The organism is Amycolatopsis vancoresmycina (genome assembly GCF_000716785.1).
In the GTDB taxonomy this organism is placed as follows: Bacteria; Actinomycetota; Actinomycetes; order Mycobacteriales; family Pseudonocardiaceae; genus Amycolatopsis; species Amycolatopsis vancoresmycina.
In genome coordinates, this window is sequence record NZ_JNYY01000006.1 from 542,788 (window position 1) to 565,300 (window position 22,513).

Sequence of the window (22,513 nt, forward strand, 5' to 3'; positions counted from 1 at the left end):
AGGAACCGTGCTGTCGTTGTTCAATTCGAAGCGCCGCAAGGCCGCCGTCGCCCTCGTCAAGGCGGCCAGGGCCCGCGGGATGACCGTCGAGGAGTACGCGAAGACGCTCTCCCCGGCCGAGCTCGCGCGGTTCGTGCCCCAGGACGAAAAGCCGAAGTCCGAACTGCTGGACGTGACCCGGTGGGGGTTGCCGGCGGGCAAGGAGGTGTCGGCGGCGCCGTTCATCGCCGACGCCCGCGTCGCCGAAGCCGTCGCGGCCTACCGCGACGGCGACTGGCAGCCGGGCGCTACGCTCCTGGCCGGCCTGGGCACCGACTGGGACCGCCGGGCCTTCGCCGTGCAGCAGCTCGGTGACGCCGCCGCGGACGACGACGCTCCGCTGAAGGAGTGGCTGGCGTCCGGGAGCGCGGACGCCGCCGTCGTCAACGCACAGGGTTTGGTCGCGCTGGCCTGGCAGATCCGCACGAAGCAAACCCCCGAACACGTCTCGCAGGAGCAGTGGGCGGGGTTCTTCCGGGTGCTCGAAGACGCCGAAGCAGCGACCCGCGCCGCGACCGAAGCCGTGCCGGAGGACCCCACGCCGTGGTGCACCATGCTCATGGTCGCCCGCGGACGGCAGTACGACAACGAAGACTTCCGCACGGTCTGGGCGGAACTCGTGGCGCGCGACCCGCTCCACCGGTTCGCCCACGACCAGGCGCTGCAGTACTGGTGCGCCAAGTGGTTCGGCTCGCACGAGCAGATGTTCGCGTTCGCCGACGAGGCCGCGGCGAAGGCACCGAAGCTCGCGGGCCTGACCGTGCAGGCCGCGCACGAAGCCGAGGTCAAGGGCGTCGAGGCGTGGAAGAGCGAACGGACGCAGCGCGCGCTGGACGTCGTCGTGCCCTGGCTGGCCGGCGAGGGCCGGGACCACCCGGCGAGCCACCGCGACCGCGCGTACGCCGCCAAGGCCCTGGTGGAGAACGGGCGGTGCGACGAAGCCGTCGAGCAGTTCAAGGCGCTCGGCACGCACGCGGACGCGCTCCTCTGGGCCTACAGCGCCAGCCCGGAACGCGAGTTCGTGAAGACGCGCTACCTCGCCTGCCACGGCGCGACCCGGCCGTGAGACGCGCGAAGGCCCCGCACCACAAGCGGTGCGGGGCCTTTGGCGTGGTCGTCAGAGCTGCTGGGCCACCAGCTCGGCGATCTGCACGGCGTTGAGCGCCGCGCCCTTGCGCAGGTTGTCGTTCGAGATGAACAGCGCCAGCCCGCGGCCGCCCTCGACGCCCTGGTCGACGCGGATGCGGCCGACGTAGCTCGGGTCGTTGCCCGCCGCCTGCAGCGGGGTCGGGACCTCCGACAGTTCGACGCCCGGCGCGTGCGTCAGCAGCTCCGTGGCGCGCCCGACGTCCAGCGGCCGCTCGAACTCCGCGTTCACCGAGATCGAGTGCCCCGAGAACACCGGCACGCGCACGCAGGTGCACGAGACGCCGAGGCCCGGGATGCTCAGGATCTTGCGGCTCTCGTTGCGGAACTTCTTCTCCTCGTCCGTCTCGAACTCGCCGTCGTCCACAATGGACCCAGCCATCGGGAGGACGTTGAACGCGATCGGCCGGACGTACTTCTCCGGCTTCGGGAACTCGATCGCCGCGCCGTCGTGGGTGAGCAGCGACGCGTGCTCGGCGGCCGCCTTCACCTGGCCGGCCAGCTCGTCGACGCCGGCCAGCCCGCTGCCGGACACCGCCTGGTAGGTCGACGCGACCAGCCGGACCAACCCGGCTTCGTCGTGCAGCGGCTTCAGCACCGGCATCGCGGCCATCGTGGTGCAGTTGGGGTTCGCGATGATCCCCTTCCGCGCCTCCTTGATGGCTTCGGGGTTGACCTCGCTGACGACCAGCGGCACGTCCGGGTCCATCCGGAACGCCGAGGAGTTGTCGATCACCGTGACACCCGCGGCGGCGAACCGCGGCGCCTGCGCCTTCGACGTCGAGCCGCCCGCGGAGAACAGCGCGATGTCCAACCCGGACGGGTCCGCTGTGGACGCGTCTTCGATGGTGATTTCGGTGTCACGCCAGGGAAGCTTCGACCCCGCCGAGCGTGCCGACGCGAAGTACCGGAGCTCGGCGATCGGGAACTCCCGTTCCGCCAGCAGCTTGCGCATCACCGCGCCGACCTGGCCGGTCGCGCCGACCACCCCGACCCGCAGCCCGTCCGCCATCAGCGACCACTCCCCGCGTAGACGACGGCTTCTTCGTCGCCGCCGAGTTCGAACGCCTCGTGGATCGCGCGCACGGCCTCGTCGAGCTGCGCGTCCCGGATCAGCACCGAGATGCGGATCTCCGAGGTGTTGATGATTTCGATGTTGACGCCGGCCTGGGCCAGCGCTTCGCAGAACGTCGCCGTGACACCCGGGTGCGAGCGCATCCCGGCGCCGACCAGCGACACCTTGCCGACGTGGTCGTCGTAGAGGACCGACTCGAAGCCGATCTCCGCCTTGACCTTCTCCAGCTCCTTGACGGCCTTGGCGCCGTTGGCCTTCGACAGCGTGAACGTGATGTCCGTGCGGCCGGAGACGGTGCTGGACACGTTCTGCAGCACCATGTCGATGTCGATCTCGGCGTCGGCGATCACCCGGAAGATCCGGGCCGCGGCACCGGTGTGGTCCGGTACCCCGGTCACCGTGATCTTGGCTTCGGAGCGGTCGTGCGCCACACCGGTGATCAGGGCTTGTTCCACGGGGATCTCCTCGATAGAACCGGTCACCGTGGTGCCCGGCTTGTCACTGTAGGAAGAACGGACTCGGATCGGGACGCCGTAGCGGCGGGCGTACTCGACCGAACGCAGGTGCAGGATCTTCGACCCGCTCGCGGCGAGCTCGAGCATTTCCTCGTACGTGACGGTGTCGAGCTTGCGCGCGTCCGGCACCACCCGCGGGTCGGCCGTGTACACACCGTCCACATCGGAGTAGATCTCGCAGACGTCGGCGTTCAGCGCGGCGGCGAGCGCGACGGCGGTGGTGTCCGAACCGCCGCGGCCCAGCGTGGTGATGTCCTTGGTGTCCTGCGCGACGCCCTGGAAGCCGGCGACGAGCGCGATGTACCCCTGGTCGAGGGCCTCGGTGACCCGGCTCGGGGTGACGTCGATGATCCGCGCGTTGCCGTGCACGGACGTCGTCACGACCCCCGCCTGCGAGCCGGTGAACGACCACGCCTCGGCGCCCAGCGCCGCGATGGCCATCGCGACCAGCGAGTTCGAGATCCGCTCACCCGCGGTGAGCAGCATGTCCATCTCCCGCTCCGGCGGCGCCGGGTTGACCTGCTGCGCCAGGTCGAGCAGCTCGTCGGTGGTGTCACCCATCGCCGAGCAGACGACGACGACGTCGTTGCCCGCCTTCTTCGTCGCGACGATCCGCTCCGCCACGCGCTTGATCCGGTCGGCACTTTCCAGCGACGATCCGCCGTACTTCTGGACCACGAGGGCCACGCCCGAACCTCCTCGCGGGCCGGGCGGCTCCCTGGTGGGCACCGGAGAGCCCCCGCGTCCCATGATTTGAACTGGAGCCTACCGGGGCCAGGGCGGCCCGCCACCCTCTTGACGTGGGGCGCACCCGCTCCGGGGGTGACTTCGTAGTAAATCTTCCGCAACACCAACGAAATGCGCGGAGCCCTTCCGCCCGAGTGATGCACAGCACTCGTGGCTATCCTCGTCGACGTGCGGAAACCAGCAGTGACGAGCGTCCCGATCGCAACCCTGATGGCGGAACGGTGGAGCCCCCGAGCGTACGACGCAGCCGCGTCGGTCACCCCGGAGCAGGTGCGGGCGCTGCTGGAGGCGGCCCGCTGGGCGCCGTCGTTCGGCAACACCCAGCCGGCCCGCTACCTGGTGGGCGTCCGCGGCACCCCGGCGTTCGACGCGATCCTTTCGACGCTCAATTCGGGCAACCAGGCCTGGGCGCACCGGGCGAGCCTGCTGCTGATCGGCGTGATGGTGACGACGAACGAGAAGGGTGCGGTGCCGTACGCCGAGTACGGGCTCGGGCTGGCGTCGGAGAACCTGGTGCTGCAGGCGGTGGAGCTGGGGTTGATCGCCCACCAGATGGCGGGCTTCTCGCCGGACGCGGTGCGCGAGGCGTTCGCGCTGCCGTCCGACGCGGTGCCGAAGGTGGCGATCGCGGTGGGGTCGCCGGCGCCGGCGGAGGTGCTGGAGGAGGACTGGCGGATCGAGCGCGAGAAGGCGGAGCGGGTGCGACTGCCGCTGGCGGAGTTCGCGTTCACCGACGAGTGGGGCAAGCCCGCCTTGGGGAGGTAGCGGCCGGGGTTTCAAAGGATCGACCCAATGCCTTGCATTCGAGACGGGGGACTGCAAGAACCCTTAGAACCCGAGGGGAGAGCTAACGCTTCTTGCGGTAACCTTTAAAAGTGCAGGTCGAAGCGTTCAACCAGTCACCAGTCGGCCGCCTGGTGCCGATCAGCGGCACCGACGGCCGCACCAAGCAGCCCTACAACCACTTCTCTTTCGTACCCGCTCCGCTCCCGAGCGTAGTCGAACTCACCTCCGGCACGTACAAGATCATCAGCGAAGCCGACCGCGCGCTTGGCTCACTGGACGCCCTCACCGACCGGCTCCCCAACCCCGACCTGCTGGTGCGACCGTCGTTGACCCAGGAGGCCGTCAGCACCTCGGCGCTCGAAGGGACGTACGCGCCCTACGCCGACGTGCTGGAGGCCCAGTACGTCGGCGGCCACCAGCCGACGGCGGAAGTGCAGGAGGTGCGCAACTACGTTCAGGCAGCTTTCGCCGGTCTCGACCTCATCAAGAAGCTGCCGATCTGCCTGCAGGTGGTGTCCGGACTCCAGCAGATCCTGGTGAGCGGAACACGCGGCGACGCATACGACGCAGGCAGGCTCCGTGAAAGACTCGTCTGCATCGGAGATCGCGGTAGGGGAATCGAACAGTCCAGGTTCGTCCCGCCACCCAACGGAGATCTGCTCCGCGAGGGCGTGAGCGACTGGGAAAAATGGATCAACGCCGATCAGGATATGCCGGTGCTCGTCAAAGTGGCCCTCGGCCACTACCAGTTCGAAACACTGCATCCGTTCAGCGACGGGAACGGCCGGATCGGCCGCCTGATCATCACCTTGCAGCTCATCGAAGAGCACGTGCTCAAGCACCCGGTGCTCAACCTGTCTCCCTGGCTGGAGCCCCGCCGCGAAGACTACATCGACCACCTGCTCACCGTGAGCAGAACGGGCGAATTCGACCCGTGGGTACGGTTTTTCGCCGAAGCGGTGAGAGCACGGGCGATGGCCGCTTCGGAAACGATCCGAAGCCTGATGGCGTTCTCCCAAGAAGTCATCGAGACGATGAAGAGCATGGGCGCCCGTGGCACCGTTCACGAACTGGCCGTGAAGATCATCGGCTACCCGATGATGACCATTCCCAAGGTGCAGGCGGACCTGGGCGTGTCATACCCGACCGCAGCAGGCGCGATCAAGAAGCTGGCGGACGCCGGGTTCCTCCGCGAGATCACCGGAGGAAGTTACGGACGCCGGTACATCTGCGATCGGGTGTACGACGAACTCGCCGTAAGCTGAGTCGGCGCTATGACGTCCCGCCCACGCGGCGGATGACCTTCGCCAGGATCCCCGACACCACAAGCCAGAAGATCGCCGCGATGCCGTAGTTCACCAGGACGCGCAGCTTCCCGTCACTCGGCGTGAACAGGTCGCTGAAGCCCAGCGCCAGGCTGTCCGCCCAGGACTTCACGAACGAGACGATGCCGTTGTCCGGGTTGGCCGAGCCGACCGTGAAGATCACGTGGATCACCAGGAACGCGGCGAAGACCAGACCCACCCAGCGGACGATCGACGCCACCAGCGAGGCCACGCGGCCCCCGGTCTGGCGCCAGTCGACGGCCGCGCGCCGGGAGACGCGCGTCTCCTCCGACGACGACTCTGCGTGCTCACCCATGCCCGCAGTTTCGCACGGCAACCAGCCGAATGCTACCCACAAGTAACCATCCGGGTAACGAATCCATCGCGGCCCGGCTTCCCTCCGCGCGCGTTCCCTGGTTATGGTGGGCCCGTGGCGCGTGCTCTCCTGCTTCGCTGCCGCGACGGGGCCTGACCGGACCGGCTCCCCGTCGCGGGGCTTCGTGGTGCCGGTCGCACCCGTCTAGCTGGAGACACCCCAAATCCCATGAGCAAGATCCGCAAGCCCTCCCGTCCCGCGCCCGCCGGCCAGCCCGCCTGGAACACCCAGCGCGGCACGTCCATGCCGGTGCACCGCTACCGCCCCTGGTACGACCTGGTCGAGAACATCGACCTGCCCGACCGCACCTGGCCCGAGAAGCGCATCGAGCGCGCGCCGCTGTGGTGCGCCGTCGACCTGCGTGACGGCAACCAGGCCCTGATCGACCCGATGTCGCCCGCGCGCAAGCGCAAGTTCTTCGACCTGCTGGTCCGCATGGGCTACAAGGAGATCGAGGTCGGCTTCCCGGCCGCGTCGCAGACCGACTTCGACTTCGTCCGCGAGATCATCGACGAAGGCGCCATCCCCGACGACGTCAGCATCCAGGTGCTGACGCAGTGCCGCCCGGAGCTGATCGAGCGGACCTTCGAGGCCCTGGACGGCGCGCCGCGCGCGATCGTCCACATCTACAACTCGACGTCGATCCTGCAGCGCCGCGTCGTCTTCCGCGAGGAGCGCGAAGGCATCAAGAAGATCGCGACGCAGGGCGCCGAAATGGTCGTCGACCTGGCGGCGAAGCACCCCGACACCGACTTCCGGTTCCAGTACTCGCCGGAGTCCTACACCGGCACCGAGCTGTCCTACGCGCTCGAGGTCTGCAACGCCGTCACCGAAATCTGGCAGCCAACGCCGGAGAAGCCGGTCATCCTGAACCTGCCGGCGACCGTCGAGATGGCGACGCCGAACGTCTACGCCGACTCGATCGAGTGGATGAGCCGGAACCTGGCCCGCCGCGACTCGGTGATCCTGTCGCTGCACCCGCACAACGACCGCGGCACCGGCATCGCCGCCGCCGAGCTGGGCTTCCAGGCCGGCGCCGACCGGATCGAAGGCTGCCTGTTCGGCAACGGCGAGCGCACCGGCAACGTCGACCTGGTCGCGCTGGGCATGAACCTCTACAGCCAGGGCATCGACCCGCAGATCGACTTCTCCGACATGGACGAGATCAAGCGGACCGTCGAGTACTGCAACCAGCTGCCGGTACCCGAGCGCTCGCCGTGGGGCGGCGACCTGGTGTTCACCGCGTTCTCCGGCAGCCACCAGGACGCGATCAACAAGGGCCTCGACGCGCTGAAGGACGCCGCCGACAAGGCCGGCGTCCCCGTCGACGAGCACCCGTGGGAGGTCCCGTACCTGCCGATCGACCCGAAGGACGTCGGCCGCACGTACGAGGCCGTGATCCGGGTCAACTCGCAGTCCGGCAAGGGCGGCGTCGCCTACATCATGAAGGCCGAGCACCAGCTCGACCTGCCGCGGCGGCTGCAGATCGAGTTCTCGAAGGTCATCCAGCGCTACACCGACTCCGAGGGCGGCGAGGTCGACCCGACCACGATGTACAACGCCTTCGCGGCCGAGTACCTGGAGCTGAAGACGCCGCTGGAGCTGGTCCGCCAGCACGTCCGCGACAACGGCGACGGCGAGTACGACATCACCGCGACGGTCCGCGTGGAGGGTGACGAGCACGAGGTCACCGGCCGCGGCAACGGCCCGATCGCGGCGTTCTTCGACGCGCTGTCGACGGTGGGCTTCGACCTGCGCCTGCTGGACTACAGCGAGCACACGCTCTCCCCGGGCGACGACTCGCGCGCGGCGTCCTACATCGAGTGCGCGATCTCGGACCGGGTGTTCTGGGGCATCGGCATCGACCCGTCGATCGTCACGGCGTCGCTGCGCGCGGTCGTCTCGGCGGTGAACCGCGCCAACCGGTGAAAGCGGAGCGGTTGGTCGCGCTGTTGTTCGCGCTGCAACGGCGCCGCAGCGCGACCGCCGCTGAGCTCGCGACCGAGCTCGGCGTCTCCGAACGCACGATGCACCGCGACCTGGCGGCGCTGCGCGACGCGGGCGTTCCCCTGTGGACGGAGCAGGGCCGCCACGGCGGCTTCCGCCTGGTCGACGGCTGGCGCGCCGGGCTCGACGGCCTCACCGCGCGGGAGGCCGTCGCGCTGTTCGCGCTCGGGGTGCCGTCCGCGCTCGCCGGGCTCGGCCTCGACACCGCGGGCAGCGCGGCGCGGGCGAAGGTGTCCGCCGGGATGCCCGCCGAGCTGCGGGAACACGCCGCTCTGGTGGCCGGGCGGTTCCACCTGGACGCCCCGGGCTGGTTCGGCTCGCCCGACGAACCGCCGTCGCTGGCGGCGGTGGCGCAGGCGGTGTGGTCGCAGCGGCGGGTCTCGGTGACGTACCGGCGCCGGGACAAGGTGGCGTCGCGGGAGCTGGAGCCGCTGGGGCTCGTGCTGAAAGCGGGCGTCTGGTACCTGGTGGCCCGGGTGGTGCCGGACGACGCGCTGCGGACCTACCGCGTCTCGCGGATCCTCTCGGTGGCCCAGCTCGACACCGCGTTCGAGCGGCCGTCGTCGTTCGGCCTCGCCGAGTGGTGGCACTCGTCGTCCGCGGCGTTCGAGCAGGTGGCGCGGCCGGTGCGGGTGCGCGCAAGGCTGCACCGGATCGCCGTGCGGGAGCTGCGGCGGGTGTTCGGCGGGGAGCACCTCGCGGACACCGTCGTGTCGCTCGGGCCGCCGGATGCCGACGGCTGGGCCGAGGCCGAACTCGCCCTGGAAGGCGACGAGATCGGCCTCGGCCAGCTGGTCGCGCTGAGCCCGGGGGTGGAGGTGCTGGAGCCGGCCGGGCTGCGGGCGGAACTGGCCGCGATCGGCGCGGAACTCGCCGCCCGCAACGCTCAGCGGTAGCCGGTGGTGTCCGCCGGCTTGCCCGCGTCCGCCACCTCCGTGATGTACCGCCAGGCGTCCGGCCTGCTCCCGTCGACGTCGTCCACGCCGTACTCCTTCGCCAGCTGCCCGCTGCTCACGGTCCGGCCGGACCACCGGTGCCGGTCGGGGTCGGCGGCCAGCGCGGCCACCGTCCGGCCGCAGAACGTCGGCGTCTCCGAGATTTCGAAGTGCGGCACGCGCTCGCAGGCGTCGCGCCAGTTCTCCTCGGTCACGCCGTAGATCTCCAGCATCATCTCCGACCGCAGGTAGCCCGGGGTGAACGCCACGGCCGTGCACGAATGCGCGGCCAGCTCCGCCGCCTCGCCGATCGCCAGCAGGTGCGCCGACGCCTTCGCCAGGTAGAAGGGCAGCGACGTGCCTTCGCGGTACTTCGCGTTGTACTCGGCTGTGCCGTCGGTCAGCTCGACGACCAGGCCACCCGGGCGGTCGATCAGCAGCGGGAGCAGGAAGTGGCTGGTGATCAGGTGCGCGTCGATGCCGAGGCGGATCATCCGCAGGCCCGCGTCCAGGTCGTGCTCCCACACCGGCTTGCCCCAGCCCAGGTGCTTGTCACCGCCCCAGAGGCCGTCGACCAGGATGTCGAGCGGGCCGACCTGCTTGGCCAGCGCCTCGACCTCGGCCGGCACCAGGTGGTCGACGCGGATCGCCGCCGCCCGGCCGCCCGCCCGCTCGACCAGCTCGGCCGTCTCCTCGATCGTCTCCGGACGGTCCACTTCGGACCGTCCGGCGCGGGTCGTCCGGCCGGTCACGTACACGAAGGCACCCGCCCGGCCCAGCTCGACGGCGATCGCCCGGCTCGCGCCTCGGGTGCCGCCCGCCACCAGTGCGGTTTTTCCGGAAAGTGTGTTCATGTGCCCAGCCTCACGGCGAACCATGACAACTCCTGGCATGGTTTCGCGAATCTGTGGACCAGCTGTCGGGTTGCTGTGAGTCCCCGGTGTTCGGGAGTGCTTCGCCGCGAGCGGGCGGTTAATGGAGGTGTGGACGGATCGACGGCGGGACTGCTGGTGCTGTTCGTCGTCTCGCTCGTGCCGCTGCTGCCCACCGAGGTGACCATCCTCGGCATGGGCATCGAAGCGGCGCAGGGCGGGACGTCGCTGGCGCTGGTGATCGCCGTGGCGAGTGCCGGGTGCCTGGCGTCCGACCAGGCGCTCTACGCCCTCGGCCGGTTCGGCGGCCGGGCGGCGCTGGACCGGCTGGGCCGGCGGAAGAAGATCGCCGCCGGCCTCGGCTGGCTCGACGGGCGGCTGCAGCGCCACCCCCGGCCGGTGCTGGTGGTCGCCCGCTGGCTGCCGTCGGGCGGGACGATCGGCGCCCTCCTCGCCGGATCGCTCCGGTGGCCGATGGCAGAGTTCGTCACCGCATCGGCCGTCGGCGTCACACTCTGGACGTCGTACGTGGCCTTCCTCGGCTACGCCGGCGGCCGGATCGTCACCGAACCCGGGATCAGCCTGCTGCTCTCCCTGGCCGTGGCCCTGGTCCTGGGTTCGGTGCTCACCTACAGCGTGAAACGGTCCGCTAGAGCGCTTTGAGGATGTCCGCCGGCTCGGTGCGCGTGACGAAGTCCGGGTGGACGTCGATGTACCGGATCACTCGGTCCTGGCCGACCACCACCACGGCCGGGTGGACCAGCTCCCAGCTGCCGTTGACCTCCTCGAGGTCCGTACCCAGCGTCTTCATCGCCTCGCGCACGACGTCGGAAACCGGATAGCTCAACCCGAGGCTCCGCCCCACGGTGCTGCCGACGTCCGAAAGCACCGGGAACGCCAGGTCCGGCGCCGGGCCGTCCGGCTTCTGCGGGCTGATCGCCGCCAGGGTCGCGCCACGCTTCGCCAGCTCGGGCAGCAGTTCCTGCTGGTAGGTGCGCAGCGTCAGGTTGCAGTACGGGCACCACTGGCCGCGGTAGAACACGAGCACCGACGGCCCCTCGGCCACGAGCTCGGCCAAGGCGGTCGGCGTGCCGTCGGCGCCCGGCAGCGTGAAGTCCTCGATCTTGTCGCCCACCTCGGCGAAGCCCGCCGCGGCGCGGCGCCGGTCCGCTTCGAGGACGGCGAAGATCTCCGGCGGCAAACCCGCCCGGGCCTGCGCGTTGACGTCGGACAGGGCGTTGTTGAGCGTCATGGATCCCCCTAGCAAGTTGTACTGATCGGTACAGTGAGCCGAACTGTACTATCCAGTACATGGAGACGCAAGCGGCTTCGACCCCGCGCGGCAAACGGACGCGTGACGCGATCGTCGACGCGGCGGCCGCGCTGATGTACGTCGACGGCGTCGCGGGCACGAGCGTCGACAAGGTGCTCGCCGCCAGCGGGGCCGGGAAATCGCAGATGTACCACTACTTCAAGAACAAGGAACAGCTGGTCGAAGCCGTGATCGACCGGTACCTCGAGCAAATCCTCGGCAACCAGCCGGCGATCTTCACGCTGGCTTCCTGGGCCGATCTCGAGACGTGGACCGAGCAGCTACTGGACGTCCACCGCCGCGCGGGCGGGCCGATCGCCTGCCCGCTGGGCAACCTCGCCGGCGAAGTGGGCGACAACCCGAAGCTCGCGCCGCTGGTCGACCAGGCGTACCGGAAGTGGGAGTCCCACCTGGAGCGCGGCCTGACCACGTTGCGCGACAAGGGAGAACTCGACCCGGCCGCCGACCCGGCGCGGCTGGCGCAGGCGGCGATGACGTCCGTCCAAGGTGGACTGCTGCTGGCGCACATCCGCCACGACCTCACGGCACTGGAAGACGCCCTCGGCATCGCGCTCACCTACCTGCGCTCCCACCGGCTCGTGAGTGGTAAGGCGAGTTAGAACTCGCCTTACCACTCACGAGGCGGTGAGCTGGGCGACCTCCGCGAGTAGTTCCTCGATCACCTGGGCCACCGCCGGGCGCTGGCGGGCGCCGGTCCGGCAGACCGCTTCCACCAGCCGCGCCGCGCGGATGCCGGCGAGAGGTCGTCCGACCAGGCCGCTGCCGCGGCGGATGTCCATCGTGTAGCGGGGCAGCAGCGCGATGCCGTGCCCGGCCGCGACCAGCCGCTCGGTGATCCGGAAGTCGTTGATCCGCTGCACCACCAGCGGGCGCACGCCGGTGCGGACGGTCAGCGAGCGCAGCACGTCGTCCACCGGGAAGCCGTGGTCGACGCTGATCCAGCGCTCGTCCGCCAGCTCGGACAGCTCGACGCGGCGCCGGTTCGCCAGCCGGTGCCCGACCGGCAGCGCGACGTCGAGCGGCTCCCGCAGCAGCGGCACGACGTCCAGGCGGCCGGTGTCGAACTCCGGCGCGTGCTCGTCGCGGTGCGCCACGACGACGTCGTAGTCCGCCACCAGGCCCGGCACCTCCGGCGGCGTCATGTCGACGTCCCGGACGTCGACCTCCAGGCCGTCGTACCCGGCGACGCGGGTCAGCAGCCCCGGCAGCAGCATCAGCCCGGCCGACTGGAAGATCGCGAGCCGCACCCGCCCGCGCGGCGCGCTGCGGTAGGTGTCCAGTTCGGACTCGGCCCGCTCCAGCGCGGCGAGCACCTCGTCGGCCCGGGCGACCAGCGCGCGGCCCGCGTCCGTCAGCCGCAAGCCCCGGCCGGCCGGCTCGGTGAGCGGCAGGCCGACCTCGCCCTGCAGCGCGCGCAGCTGCTGCGAGACCGCCGACGGCGTGCAGTGCAGCGCCCGCGCGGCCGCCGTCACGCTGCCGCGGTCGGCGAACTCGCGCAGGGTGCGCAACCGGCCAAGATCCACGCGGCCACTGTACTTGAAGCACAGCTACAAGGTTCCTGCAGATATTCTCGCTGGTCCTTCACGGTCGCCCTTGACACAGTGGAGGCATGCCCGCCCGTGATCGCCTGCTCGCCGTGCTCGTCGCCGTCCTCTGGGGCCTCAACTTCCTGGCCATCCACGCCACGCTCGGCCAGTTCCCGCCGGTGTTCGCGGGTGCGCTGCGGTTCGCCGTGATCGCCGTCCCGACGATCCTGTTCGTGCCGTGGCCGAAGGTGAAGGTGCGGTACCTGCTCGGCTACGGGCTTGGCTTCGGCACCGGCCAGTTCGCGTTCCTGTTCATCGCGATGGACACCGGGATGCCGACCGGGCTGGCGTCGCTGGTGCTGCAGGCGTCGGCGCCGTTCACGGTGCTGCTCGGCGCCGTCTTCCTCGGCGAACGCGTCACCCGCCACCAGTTGGGCGGGATCGCGCTGGCGGTGGCCGGGATGGCCGCGATCGCGTGGCAGCAGTCCGGGCACGCCGCCCTGCTGCCGATGCTCCTGACCCTGCTGGCCGCGCTGAGCTGGGCGTTCGGAAACCTGAGCACGCGCCGGGCCGAGCCGGACAACCCGCTGCACTTCACGCTGTGGATGTCGGTGGTGCCGCCGCTGCCGATGTTCGCGCTGTCGCTGGTCATGGAGGGCCCGGCCGCGCAGTGGCGGTCCCTGACGACGCTCGGCACCCCGGCCGGGCTGACCGCGCTCGCCGGCCTGGCGTACGTCGTGCTGATCGGCACGGTCGTCGGCTCGGGCCTGTGGACGACGCTGATGCGGCGCAACCCGGCCGGCGTCGTGTCGCCGTTTTCGCTGCTGGTGCCGGTGGTCGGGCTGACGGCGTCGTTCCTGCTGCTGGGCGAGCGGCCGACCTGGCTGGAGGTCGGCGCGGCCGTCGTCGTGATCGCCGGGGTGCTGATCGGGTCGCTGCGAACCGCGCCCAAGCGGGAGCTCGTCGCCGTTTAGGCGGCGGTCTCCTCCTTGGTTTCCACTTCCTCGGGGTGCTTGCGGCCGAGGCGCTTCTTCATGACGACGAAGACGATCGCCCCGATCACGACGGCGGCCACCAGGCCGTACTTGGAGAAGTCGCCGAGCCACTTCTCGGCGGCCTCGCCCACGTAGTAGATGAGGGCGGTCGTGCCGCCCGCCCAGGCGATGCCGCCGAGCGCGTTGGCGATCAGGAACTTCGGGTAGTGCATGCGCAGCGACCCGGCCAGCGGGCCGGCGAGGATCCGCAGGAACGCGATGAACCGGCCGAAGAACACGGCCCACATGCCGCGTTTGTTGAAGATCCGTTCGGCGTTGGCGATGTGCGTCGGCCCGAAATGCTTCGGGAATTTCCGCCCCGCCCAGGCGAACAGCCGTTGCCCGCCGGTTTTCCCGATCAGGTAGCCGATGCTGTCGCCGATGATGGCACCGGCGCTGGCCACGACACCGACCCACAACGGGCTCAGGTTGGGGTGCGTCAGGGTGAGCAAAGCGGCGCTGACCAGCACCACCTCGCCGGGCAGGGGGATACCGAGGCTTTCGATCATGATCACCGCACCGACGATCAGGTACACCGAGATCGGCGGGATCGACTCCAGCCACTGGTTGATGTGCACTGCCCGTACCCCCTGGTACTCATCGTCTCTGCTTTCCGAAGGGTACCGGGGGCGGTGCACCGGGGGCGGCATCCTCAGGTATTGCCCGGGGTACTACTTCGGTCGGGGGTCCACCGAGTTGTCCACAGGGTTCACCCCCATGTGGACAACTTCGGTGGACAGCTGTTCGATCAGGGCTTCAGGTCGACCGCCGCCCGCAGGGTCGCGTCCATGTAGAACGGCACCGAGTCGTGCACGTGGGTGATCCGCCACTCGCCGTCCTCCCGCCGGAAGCACACCGTCGACCGGAACCACAGCTCGAACCCCGCCGGTGCCCCCTTCGGCGTCGTCGCCATCCGGTTCAGCGCGTGGCTGTAGGCGATGTCTCCCCCGATCGTGATCTCCAGGTCCCGGATCTCGTACTCGATCGGCCCCTCGAACGTCTCGAACCACGCCTTCCGCGCCGCGACGTCGATGACCTCCGCGCCGCGGTGCACCAGCGGCGGGGCCAGCGTGAACGCCACCACGTCCGGCGCGTAGTGGGAGCCCAGTGTCGAAGCGTCGCGGGCCGTCATCGCGACCTCACGCGCCGCCATCAGTGCCCGGATCTGCTGCTCGCTCATGCCATTCTCCTCAGGGTCGGTGCTTGCACGGGAGACGTAGGCGCCGCCGGACGGATTTCGACAGGAGACCCCAGTGAAATACGTGGTCCTGATCTACGGCAACCCGGCGTCGCGCCGAGCGTGGGAAGGCATGAGCCCGGAACAGCAGGCCGCCGGGCTCGCCCACTACCAGCAGCTCAACGACGAGCTCGACGCTTCCGGCGAGCGGATCGTCTCCGAACGGCTCGCCTTCCCCGAGCTGACCAGGCAGGCCGGCATCACCACCGACGGGCCGTTCGCCGAGGCCAAGGAGTTCCTCGCCGGCTTCTACCTGCTCGACTGCGAGAGCGAAGACCGCGCCCTCGAGATCGCCGGGAAGGTGCCGGAAGCGTCCTTCGGCAAGGTCGAGGTGCGGCCGGTGATGGGGCTGCACGGGCCCGACCTGTGACCGAACGCCTGCTCCGGGAGCTCGCGCCGCAGGTCCTCGCCGCGCTCGTCCGGCGGTACGGCGACTTCGACGCCTGTGAGGACGCCGTCCAAGAGGCGCTGCTGGCCGCGTCGCAGCAGTGGCCGCGCGAGGGGATCCCGGATCACCCGAAGGGGTGGCTGATCACCACCGCGTCCCGGCGGCGGATCGAGCAGTGGCGCAGCGAGACCGCGCGACGGCGGCGCGAGGAGACCGTCGCGCACCACGAGCCGCCCGATCCGGAGCCGGTCAGCGGGGTCGACGACACGCTGACCCTGCTGCTGCTCTGCTGCCACCCCGCCCTGAAGCCGCCGTCGCAGGTCGCGCTCACCCTGCGGGCGGTCGGCGGGCTGACGACCGCCGAGATCGCCCGGGCCTCCCTCGTCCCCGAGGCCACCATCGGGCAGCGGATCAGCCGCGCGAAACAGAAGCTGAAGGGCGAACGGCTGACGAAGGACGACAGTCCCGGACGGCTGGCCGCCGTGCTGCAGGTGCTCTACCTGATCTTCACCGAGGGCCACACCGCCAGCTCGGGTGCCGCCCTCAGCCGCGTCGACCTGACGACCGAGGCCATCCGCCTGACCCGGCAGCTGCGCGCGGACCTGCCGGACGACGGCGAGGTCACCGGCCTGCTGGCCCTGATGCTCCTCACCGAGGCCCGGCGCCCGGCCCGCGCCGACGCGTCCGGGGCGCTCGTCCCGCTCGCCGAACAGGACCGGAGCCGCTGGAACCGGGCGTTCGTCGAGGAGGGCGTCTCGCTGATCACGAAGGCCCTCGCGACGGCGCCGGTGGGCCCGTACCAGCTGCAGGCGGCGATCGCCGCCGTCCACGACGAGGCCGCCGACGCCGAGGCGACCGATTGGGCCGAGATCCTCACGCTCTACGACCTGCTGCGGGTCGTCGCACCCGGTCCGATGGTGACGCTGAACCGGGTGGTGGCGTTCGCGCAGGTCAACGGCCCGGAAGCCGGGCTGGCGGAGCTGGCGGAAGCGGCGAAGGACGCCGCGCTGGCGACGCACCACCGGGTCGACGCCATCCGCGCGCACCTGCTCGAACGCATCGGGGACACGGCCGGTGCCCGGCAGGCGTACCTGGCCGCCGCCCGGCGGACACTGAGCCTGCCCGAGCAGGCGTACCTGCAGACGCGGGCCAAGCACCTCGAACCATGAGAACGGCCGGCCGGGACGAGGCCCGGCCGGCCGCTGCTCACAGGATTTCGGCTGCGGTGCCGACGTCCGGCGGGCCCAGGTCGGGGTTGAGCGCCCCGGTGAGCTCCACCAGCTCCGGCTTCACCTCGTGCGGCTGGATGCGCCCGTCGCGGATGTCCTCCGCGTAGTGGCACGCCACCCGGTGCCCGCCGCCGACTTCGCGCAGCTGCGGGCGGTCGGTGTCGCACAGGCTCGCCTGCCGCCACGGGCAGCGCGTGTGGAACCGGCAGCCCGACGGCGGGTTCGCCGGCGAGGGCAGGTCACCGGCGAGCAGGATCTGCTCGCGGGTGTCCTCGACCTGCGGGTCCGGCACCGGGATGGCCGACAGCAGCGCCCGCGTGTACGGGTGCAGCGGCTCCCGGTACAGCGAGTCCGCGTCGGTCTCCTCGACCAGCGCACCCAGGTACATCACGCCGATGCGGTCGGAGATGTGCCGCACCACCGCGAGGTCGTGGGCGATCACCACGTACGTCAGGCCGAGCTGGTCCTGCAGGTCCTCCAGCAGGTTCACCACCTGGGCCTGCACCGAAACGTCCAATGCGGACACCGGCTCGTCGGCGACGATCAGGTCCGGCTCCACCGCCAGCGCCCGCGCGATGCCGATGCGCTGGCGCTGCCCGCCCGAGAACTCGTGCGGGTACTTGCGCAGCGACGTCTCCGGCAGGCCGACCGCGGCCAGCAGCTGCCGCAGCCGCCGCTGGGTGGCTTCCTTGTCCTTGTCGAGGCCGTGCGCGTGCATGCCCTCGAGCAGGATGGACTCGACCGACTGGCGCGGGTCCAAACTGGACATCGGGTCCTGGAAGATCATCTGCATCCGGCGCCGGGCCTTCCGCAGCTCCTCGCCCTTGAGCTGGGCAACGTCGGTGCCGTCGAACTTCACGGAACCGGCGGTCGGTTCGTTGAGCCGCAGGATCGCCCGGCCCAAAGTGGACTTTCCGCAGCCGGATTCGCCCACCAGGCCGTAGGTTTCGCCACGGCGGATGGCCAGGTCGACACCGTCGACCGCGAAGACGTGACCGATCGTCCGGTCGATCACGACACCGCGCTTGATCGGGAAGTGCACCTTGAGGTCGGTGACCTCGAGCAGCACGTCACCAGCAGGACGCGTCATCGGGTTCCTCCTCCCGCGGCGACCGCGGGCCGCACGGGGTTGTGACAGCGCAGCAGCCCGCCCTGGTCGGGCACCAGCTTCGGCTGGACCTCGCGGCAGACCGGCAGCGCGTTGGGGCACCGCGGCGCGAACGCGCAGCCGTGGTCCCACGGGATGTTGTCGGCCACCGAACCGCGGATGGGGATCAGCTTTTCGCCGCGGCCCGCGTCCAGACGCGGGATCGAGGCGAGCAGGCCGTGCGTGTACGGGTGCCGCGGCTCGGCGAACAGCTGGTGCCGCTGCGCCCGCTCCACGATCTTGCCGCCGTAGAGCACGTTGACCTCGTCGCACAGCCCGGCGACGACGCCGAGGTCGTGCGTGATCATGATCAGCGCGGTGCCGGTGTCCTGCACCAGTTCCCGCAGCAGCGCGAGGATCTGCGCCTGGATGGTGACGTCGAGCGCGGTCGTCGGCTCGTCGGCGATGAGCAGCCGCGGACGGCACGCCAGCGCGATCGCGATCAGCGCACGCTGCCGCATCCCGCCGGAAAGCTGGTGCGGGTACTCGGAAAGCCGGCGCGACGGGTCGGGGATGCCGACCTTGTCCAGCAGGTCCACCGCTTCGACGGACGCCGCCTTGCGCGACATCCCGCGGTGGCGCTCCAGCACCTCGGTGATCTGCAGCCCGATCGGGATGACCGGGTTCAGCGAGGACAGCGGGTCCTGGAAGACCATGCCGAGGTCGCGGCCGCGGCGGTCGCTCATGTCCTTTGTGGACAACTTGAGCAGGTCGGTGCCTTCGAAGCGCACCGAACCGGTGACCTTGTTGCCGCGCTTGGCCAGCAGCCGCATGATCGCCAGCGACGTCACGGACTTGCCGCAGCCGGACTCGCCGACCAGGCCGACCGTCTGGCCCGGCTCGACGTCGAAGCTGACCCCGTCCACCGCGGTGAACGGCTGCTCGCCGCGCCGCTGGAACACGACCGAAAGGTCGCGGACTTCAAGGAGTGCCATGGGTTCTCACCGCCTGTTCTTCGGGTCGAGGGCTTCGCGGAGGGACTCGCCGAGCAGCGTGAACCCGAGCGCGACGATGATGATCGCGATCGCCGGGTAGTACGCGAGCTCGGGCCGGACGTCGAGGAACTGCCGGGCACCCTTGCTCAGCATGATGCCCCACTCCGCCCGGTTCGGGTCCGGGTCGCCCAGACCGAGGAACGACAGCGCCGCGGCCTCCAGGATGGCGGTCGCCAGGGTGAGCGTGGCCTGCACGATGACCGGGCCGAGCGAGTTCGGCAGCATGTGCCGGAACACGATCGTGCCACGCTTCACGCCCAGCGACGTCGCCGCGAGGACGTGGTCGCTGCCCCGCTGCACCAGCATCGAGCCGCGCAGCAGCCGCGCGAAGATCGGCACGCCGATCAGCGAGACGGCGAGGATCACCGTCCACTGGCTCGGCTTGGCGAACAGCGCCGCGACCGAGATCGCCAGCAGCAGCGACGGCACCGACAGCATGACGTCGACCAGTCGCATGAGGACGGTGTCGACCCAGCCGCCGAACGCACCGGCGAGCCCGCCGATGATGATGCCGAGCAGCACGCCGATCACCGTGGCCAGCACGCCGACGAGCAGGGTGTTCTGCGCGCCGACGATCAGCCGCGACAGTTCGTCGCGGCCGAAGTCGTCCACGCCGAGCGGAAACCCGGGCTGGCTGCCCGGGATGATCCCCTGGCCGAGGGCGACCTTGTCCTGCAGGTAGCGCTCGAACGGGTCCTTGGGCGCGATCAGCGGCGCGAACACCGCCAGCAGCACGAACAGGCCGGTGATCACGCCACCGGTGATGGCGACCGGGCTGCGCAGCATCCGCCGCAGTGCTTCGCGGCCGAGGCTGTTGCCGCTGGCCGCGGCCAGCTTGTCGATCGGCTCTTTCTTCTTGTTCAGCAGAGTGTTCATCGCACACGCACCCTCGGGTCGATGATCCCGTACGAGACGTCGACCAGCATGTTCACCAGCACGTACACCAGCGCGCCGAAGAGCAGCAGCGCCTGGAGCCGAGGGTAGTCACGCCGTTCGATGCCTTCGGCCAGCAGGAAGCCGAGGCCGCGGAAGTTGAACACGCGCTCGGTGAGCACCGCGCCGCCGAGCAGCGCGCCGGTCTGCAGGCCGATGGTGGTGACCACCGGCAGCAGGCCGTTGCGCAGCACGTGCCGGCGGCGGACCACCGGCTGCGTGAGGCCCTTCGAGTTGGCCGTGCGGATGAAGTCCTCGTTGAGCACTTCGAGCACCGACGCGCGGGTGATCCGGGTGATCACCGCGAGCGGGATGGTGGCGAGCGCGAACGCCGGGAGGATCAGGTGCTTGATCGCGTCCCAGACGGCGTCCCACTCGCTCGTCAGGATGCCGTCGAGGACGGCGAAGTTCGTGACGGCGGTGGCGTCGAGCCCGGCGGTCTGCCGGCCCTGCGACGGCAGGCCCAGCGGCCCGGCGAGCAGGTCCTGCATCATGTAGCCGAGGAAGAAGACCGGGACCGCGACACCGATCAGCGTCAGCACGATGATCACGTTGTCGGCGGCGCCACCACGGTAGCGGGCCGACAGGTAGCCCGCCGGGACGCCGATGAGCACCGCGATGATCATCGCGGAGATGCCCAGCTCGATGGTGGCGGGCAGGAACGTGCCGATCTCCGACATCACCGGCTGGGTGGACACCAGCGAGGCGCCGAAGTCACCGGTGATCGCGCGGCCGAGGAACTTGAAGTACTGGATGATGACCGGCTGGTCGAGCCCCAGCACGTGGTTGAGGTTGGCGATCTTCTCCGGCGTTGCCTTGTCGCCGAGGAGGGCGGCCGCGGGCCCTCCGGGCAGCGACCGCAGCCAGGCGAAGACCAGGATGGACAGGATGAGCAGCGTCGGGATCGCTTGTAGCAGCCGACGCACGAGAAAACGGAGCACTTGCAGTCCTTAGGGGGCAGCCCGCTGAGTACGGAACATGGGGTGGGCGCGGTAGCACCCACCCCATGCGCCTCGCGGCGTAAAACCGTCAGTTAACGGTCACGGTGTTGAACCGCTCATCGGTCAGCGGGCTGGCGACCAGACCCTTGACCTTCGGGCCGACCACGATCGCGGGCGGGCCGTAGGAGATCGGGATGGCCGGCAGGTAGTCCATGATCTGCTTGTTCACGTCCTGGTACGCCTTGGCGTGCGCGTCGCCGGCGGGCGAAGCGTCCGCGGCGGCCAGCGCCTGGAACAGCTGCGGGTTGTCGAAGCCGAACTCCTTCTTCGTGCGGCCGAAGAAGGTGCCGACGAAGTTCCCGGCGTCGTTGTAGTCACCGGTCCAGCCGAGCAGGTGGAGGTCCTGCTTGCCGAACTTCTGGACGTCGTCCTTGTAGCCACCGTTCCACGGCTTGGCGACCGGCTCGATCTTGATGCCGATGGCCTTCAGGTCCTCCGAGATCGAGGTGAAGACGTCCGCCGGGTTCGGCATGTACGGCCGGGTGACCTCGGTCGGGTAGTAGAACTTCAGCGTCAGGTTCGTCGCGCCGGCTTCCTGCAGCAGCTGCCGCGCCTTCGCCTGGTCGAACGGGTACTTGGTGACGTCGTCGGTGTAGCCGGAGATCGTCTTGGGCACGAACTCGCTGGCCACCTCGGCACCCTCGGGCAGCTTGCTCTTGACGAACTGCTCGCGGTTGATGCCGTAGGCGAGCGCCTGGCGGACCTTGACGTCCTTCAGCTTGTCGCCGGCCGGGCCGGACTGGTTGATGCCCAGGTAGAGCACGTTGAACGGCGGGCGCACCAGCACCTGCTCGCCCTCGTTGCGCAGCAGGCCGTAGTCCGCGGGCGCCGGGTAGTCGTAGCCCTGGATGTCGCCGGCCTTGAGCGCCTGCTTGCGGGCGTTCTCGTCCGGGATCACCTTGAAGATGAGCTTGTCGAGCTTGGCCGTCTGGGTCGGGCTCTGGTCGTTCTTGGACAGGGTGATCTCACCCTTGCCCTGGTCCCAGCCGTCGAACTTGAACGGGCCGGTGCCGACCGGGTGCTTGTTCGCGTACTCGCTGTAGGTGAACGAGTCACCGGACTGGGTGACTTCGTCGGCCTTGTACTGCTTGAGCGCGGCCGGGCTCTGCATCGCGAACGACGGCAGCGTGAAGGCCGCCGGGAACGCGCCCTTCGCCTTGTTCAGGTTCACGACGGCGGTGGCCGGGTCCTTGGCTTCGCAGCTCTTGTAGACCGGGTCGCTGTAGTCGGTGCTCTCGTTCTTGGCGAACCCGCCGAAGACGTCGGCGTAGTAGATCATCTGGCTCTGGGCGGCGGCGCCCTTCATGTTGTACCAGCGGTCGAAGTTGAAGCAGACCGCGGTCGCGTCGAACGGGGTGCCGTCGGAGAACTTCACGCCCTGCTTGAGCGAGAAGGTCCAGGTCTTGCCGTCGTTGCTGGGCTCCCACTTCTCGGCGAGGGAGGGCTCCAGGTCCGCGGTGCCCGGCTTGTTCTGGATCAGCGTGTCGAAGATCTGGCGCGTGATCCGGAAGGTCTCGCCCTCGTCGTTGAAGATCGGGTCGAACAACTTCGGGTTACCGGCCGCGCCGAAGATCATCGTGCCCCCGGAACCACCCCCTGCGCCCTCGTCACGCTTGGATTCCGCACAGGCGGACAGCGAAACCGCGAGCGCGCCGCTCAGCCCGATCAGGGCCACGCGGCGTGTTCGGGTCAGCCGCAATTGCTGCATCTGGCACCCCTTGGGAGATGTTTCGGGTTCAAAGTCACCGTCCGGTCGGTCAGGAACTCGACGGACGATCGGTGTGCCCCGCGACACTAGCGGGAACTTGGCCCAGGCTTAAGTACGTGAGGTTACGATCGCGCTACGTGGGCACCGATTTGACCGCAA

The 22,513-nt window shown here is 69.8% G+C and carries 23 protein-coding genes; 10 read left to right on the forward strand and 13 right to left on the reverse strand.

The window, feature by feature from the left end; genetic code table 11:
- The first annotated feature begins 7 nt into the window (after positions 1-7).
- The gene (locus OO60_RS17605; RefSeq protein ID WP_004562652.1) at positions 8-1,105 is read left to right on the forward strand and encodes a hypothetical protein; all 1,098 of its coding nucleotides are present in this window, start codon (positions 8-10) and stop codon (positions 1,103-1,105) included.
- A gap of 51 nt (positions 1,106-1,156) precedes the next feature.
- Here OO60_RS17605 and OO60_RS17610 read toward each other — a convergent pair whose 3' ends face one another.
- Positions 1,157-2,197: an aspartate-semialdehyde dehydrogenase gene (locus tag OO60_RS17610; RefSeq protein WP_004562653.1), complete on the reverse strand. Its 1,041-nt coding sequence runs from the start codon at positions 2,195-2,197 to the stop codon at positions 1,157-1,159.
- Positions 2,197-3,462 (reverse strand): aspartate kinase, encoded by a 1,266-nt coding sequence (locus OO60_RS17615; RefSeq protein WP_033261665.1) that lies wholly within the window; start codon positions 3,460-3,462, stop codon positions 2,197-2,199. Before OO60_RS17615 ends, OO60_RS17610 begins: the two co-directional genes overlap by 1 nt.
- Positions 3,463-3,690: 228 nt before the next feature.
- Between OO60_RS17615 and OO60_RS17620 the strand changes: the two genes are divergently transcribed.
- The gene (locus OO60_RS17620; RefSeq protein WP_205624292.1) at positions 3,691-4,287 is read left to right on the forward strand and encodes a nitroreductase family protein; all 597 of its coding nucleotides are present in this window, start codon (positions 3,691-3,693) and stop codon (positions 4,285-4,287) included.
- A gap of 110 nt (positions 4,288-4,397) precedes the next feature.
- Complete coding sequence (locus tag OO60_RS17625; protein WP_004562655.1) at positions 4,398-5,573, forward strand: Fic family protein; 1,176 nt, start codon at positions 4,398-4,400, stop codon at positions 5,571-5,573.
- 7 nt (positions 5,574-5,580) lie between these two features.
- On the opposite strand, the gene OO60_RS17630 is transcribed toward OO60_RS17625, so the two are convergent.
- Positions 5,581-5,949 carry a hypothetical protein gene (locus tag OO60_RS17630; protein ID WP_004562656.1) on the reverse strand — a complete coding sequence of 123 codons (369 nt, stop codon included), beginning with the start codon at positions 5,947-5,949 and terminating at the stop codon, positions 5,581-5,583.
- Positions 5,950-6,177: 228 nt separating this feature from the next.
- Here OO60_RS17630 and leuA point away from each other — a divergent pair, with 228 nt between their 5' ends.
- Positions 6,178-7,938 carry a 2-isopropylmalate synthase gene (gene leuA / locus OO60_RS17635; RefSeq protein ID WP_004562657.1) on the forward strand — a complete coding sequence of 587 codons (1,761 nt, stop codon included), beginning with the start codon at positions 6,178-6,180 and terminating at the stop codon, positions 7,936-7,938.
- Positions 7,935-8,912, forward strand: coding sequence for a helix-turn-helix transcriptional regulator (locus OO60_RS17640; RefSeq protein ID WP_033261666.1), 978 nt, complete (start codon positions 7,935-7,937; stop codon positions 8,910-8,912). Before leuA ends, OO60_RS17640 begins: the two co-directional genes overlap by 4 nt.
- Here the strand turns inward: OO60_RS17640 and OO60_RS17645 are convergent.
- Positions 8,903-9,805, reverse strand: a complete 903-nt coding sequence (locus OO60_RS17645; RefSeq protein WP_033261667.1) for an SDR family oxidoreductase — start codon at positions 9,803-9,805, stop codon at positions 8,903-8,905. The two genes, OO60_RS17640 and OO60_RS17645, sit on opposite strands and share 10 nt — an antisense overlap.
- A 129-nt stretch (positions 9,806-9,934) precedes the next feature.
- Here OO60_RS17645 and OO60_RS17650 point away from each other — a divergent pair, with 129 nt between their 5' ends.
- Positions 9,935-10,486 carry a DedA family protein gene (locus tag OO60_RS17650; RefSeq protein ID WP_004559711.1) on the forward strand — a complete coding sequence of 184 codons (552 nt, stop codon included), beginning with the start codon at positions 9,935-9,937 and terminating at the stop codon, positions 10,484-10,486.
- Here OO60_RS17650 and OO60_RS17655 read toward each other — a convergent pair.
- A complete protein-coding gene (locus tag OO60_RS17655) occupies positions 10,473-11,075 on the reverse strand; it encodes a peroxiredoxin-like family protein (protein WP_004559713.1) in 603 nt (200 codons plus the stop codon). The genes OO60_RS17650 and OO60_RS17655 overlap by 14 nt on opposite strands.
- A gap of 59 nt (positions 11,076-11,134) precedes the next feature.
- On the opposite strand from OO60_RS17655, the gene OO60_RS17660 reads away from it, so the two are divergent.
- Positions 11,135-11,755: a TetR/AcrR family transcriptional regulator gene (locus OO60_RS17660; protein WP_004559714.1), complete on the forward strand. Its 621-nt coding sequence runs from the start codon at positions 11,135-11,137 to the stop codon at positions 11,753-11,755.
- Positions 11,756-11,770: 15 nt separating this feature from the next.
- Here the strand turns inward: OO60_RS17660 and OO60_RS17665 are convergent, their stop codons facing one another.
- Positions 11,771-12,679 carry a LysR family transcriptional regulator gene (locus OO60_RS17665; protein WP_033261668.1) on the reverse strand — a complete coding sequence of 303 codons (909 nt, stop codon included), beginning with the start codon at positions 12,677-12,679 and terminating at the stop codon, positions 11,771-11,773.
- 86 nt (positions 12,680-12,765) lie between these two features.
- On the opposite strand from OO60_RS17665, the gene OO60_RS17670 reads away from it, so the two are divergent.
- Positions 12,766-13,656, forward strand: a complete 891-nt coding sequence (locus tag OO60_RS17670) for an EamA family transporter (protein WP_004559718.1) — start codon at positions 12,766-12,768, stop codon at positions 13,654-13,656.
- Here the strand turns inward: OO60_RS17670 and OO60_RS17675 are convergent.
- Together OO60_RS17675 and OO60_RS17680 are read right to left on the reverse strand one after the other, a co-directional pair.
- A complete protein-coding gene (locus OO60_RS17675; protein WP_004559720.1) occupies positions 13,653-14,294 on the reverse strand; it encodes a DedA family protein in 642 nt (213 codons plus the stop codon). The genes OO60_RS17670 and OO60_RS17675 overlap by 4 nt on opposite strands.
- 170 nt (positions 14,295-14,464) lie before the next feature.
- The gene (locus OO60_RS17680) at positions 14,465-14,896 is read right to left on the reverse strand and encodes a YybH family protein (RefSeq protein WP_004559721.1); all 432 of its coding nucleotides are present in this window, start codon (positions 14,894-14,896) and stop codon (positions 14,465-14,467) included.
- A gap of 73 nt (positions 14,897-14,969) precedes the next feature.
- On the opposite strand from OO60_RS17680, the gene OO60_RS17685 reads away from it, so the two are divergent.
- A complete protein-coding gene (locus tag OO60_RS17685; protein ID WP_004559723.1) occupies positions 14,970-15,323 on the forward strand; it encodes a YciI family protein in 354 nt (117 codons plus the stop codon).
- Positions 15,320-16,510 carry an RNA polymerase sigma factor gene (locus OO60_RS17690; protein ID WP_004559725.1) on the forward strand — a complete coding sequence of 397 codons (1,191 nt, stop codon included), beginning with the start codon at positions 15,320-15,322 and terminating at the stop codon, positions 16,508-16,510. Before OO60_RS17685 ends, OO60_RS17690 begins: the two co-directional genes overlap by 4 nt.
- A gap of 37 nt (positions 16,511-16,547) precedes the next feature.
- Here OO60_RS17690 and OO60_RS17695 read toward each other — a convergent pair whose 3' ends face one another.
- The 5 genes from OO60_RS17695 to OO60_RS17715 all read right to left on the reverse strand — a co-directional run bounded on the left by OO60_RS17695 (position 16,548) and on the right by OO60_RS17715 (position 22,354).
- Complete coding sequence (locus tag OO60_RS17695) at positions 16,548-17,660, reverse strand: ABC transporter ATP-binding protein (RefSeq protein WP_033261669.1); 1,113 nt, start codon at positions 17,658-17,660, stop codon at positions 16,548-16,550.
- Positions 17,657-18,652, reverse strand: a complete 996-nt coding sequence (locus OO60_RS17700; protein ID WP_004559727.1) for an ABC transporter ATP-binding protein — start codon at positions 18,650-18,652, stop codon at positions 17,657-17,659. The genes OO60_RS17695 and OO60_RS17700 overlap by 4 nt, the downstream gene beginning before the upstream one ends.
- 6 nt (positions 18,653-18,658) lie before the next feature.
- On the reverse strand, positions 18,659-19,588 hold the full coding sequence (locus OO60_RS17705; protein ID WP_004559728.1) for an ABC transporter permease: 930 nt from the start codon (positions 19,586-19,588) through the stop codon (positions 18,659-18,661).
- On the reverse strand, positions 19,585-20,586 hold the full coding sequence (locus tag OO60_RS17710; protein ID WP_033261670.1) for an ABC transporter permease: 1,002 nt from the start codon (positions 20,584-20,586) through the stop codon (positions 19,585-19,587). The genes OO60_RS17705 and OO60_RS17710 overlap by 4 nt, the downstream gene beginning before the upstream one ends.
- Positions 20,587-20,674: 88 nt before the next feature.
- Positions 20,675-22,354 (reverse strand): ABC transporter substrate-binding protein, encoded by a 1,680-nt coding sequence (locus OO60_RS17715; RefSeq protein ID WP_240490871.1) that lies wholly within the window; start codon positions 22,352-22,354, stop codon positions 20,675-20,677.
- Between the last annotated feature and the right edge of the window lie 159 nt (positions 22,355-22,513).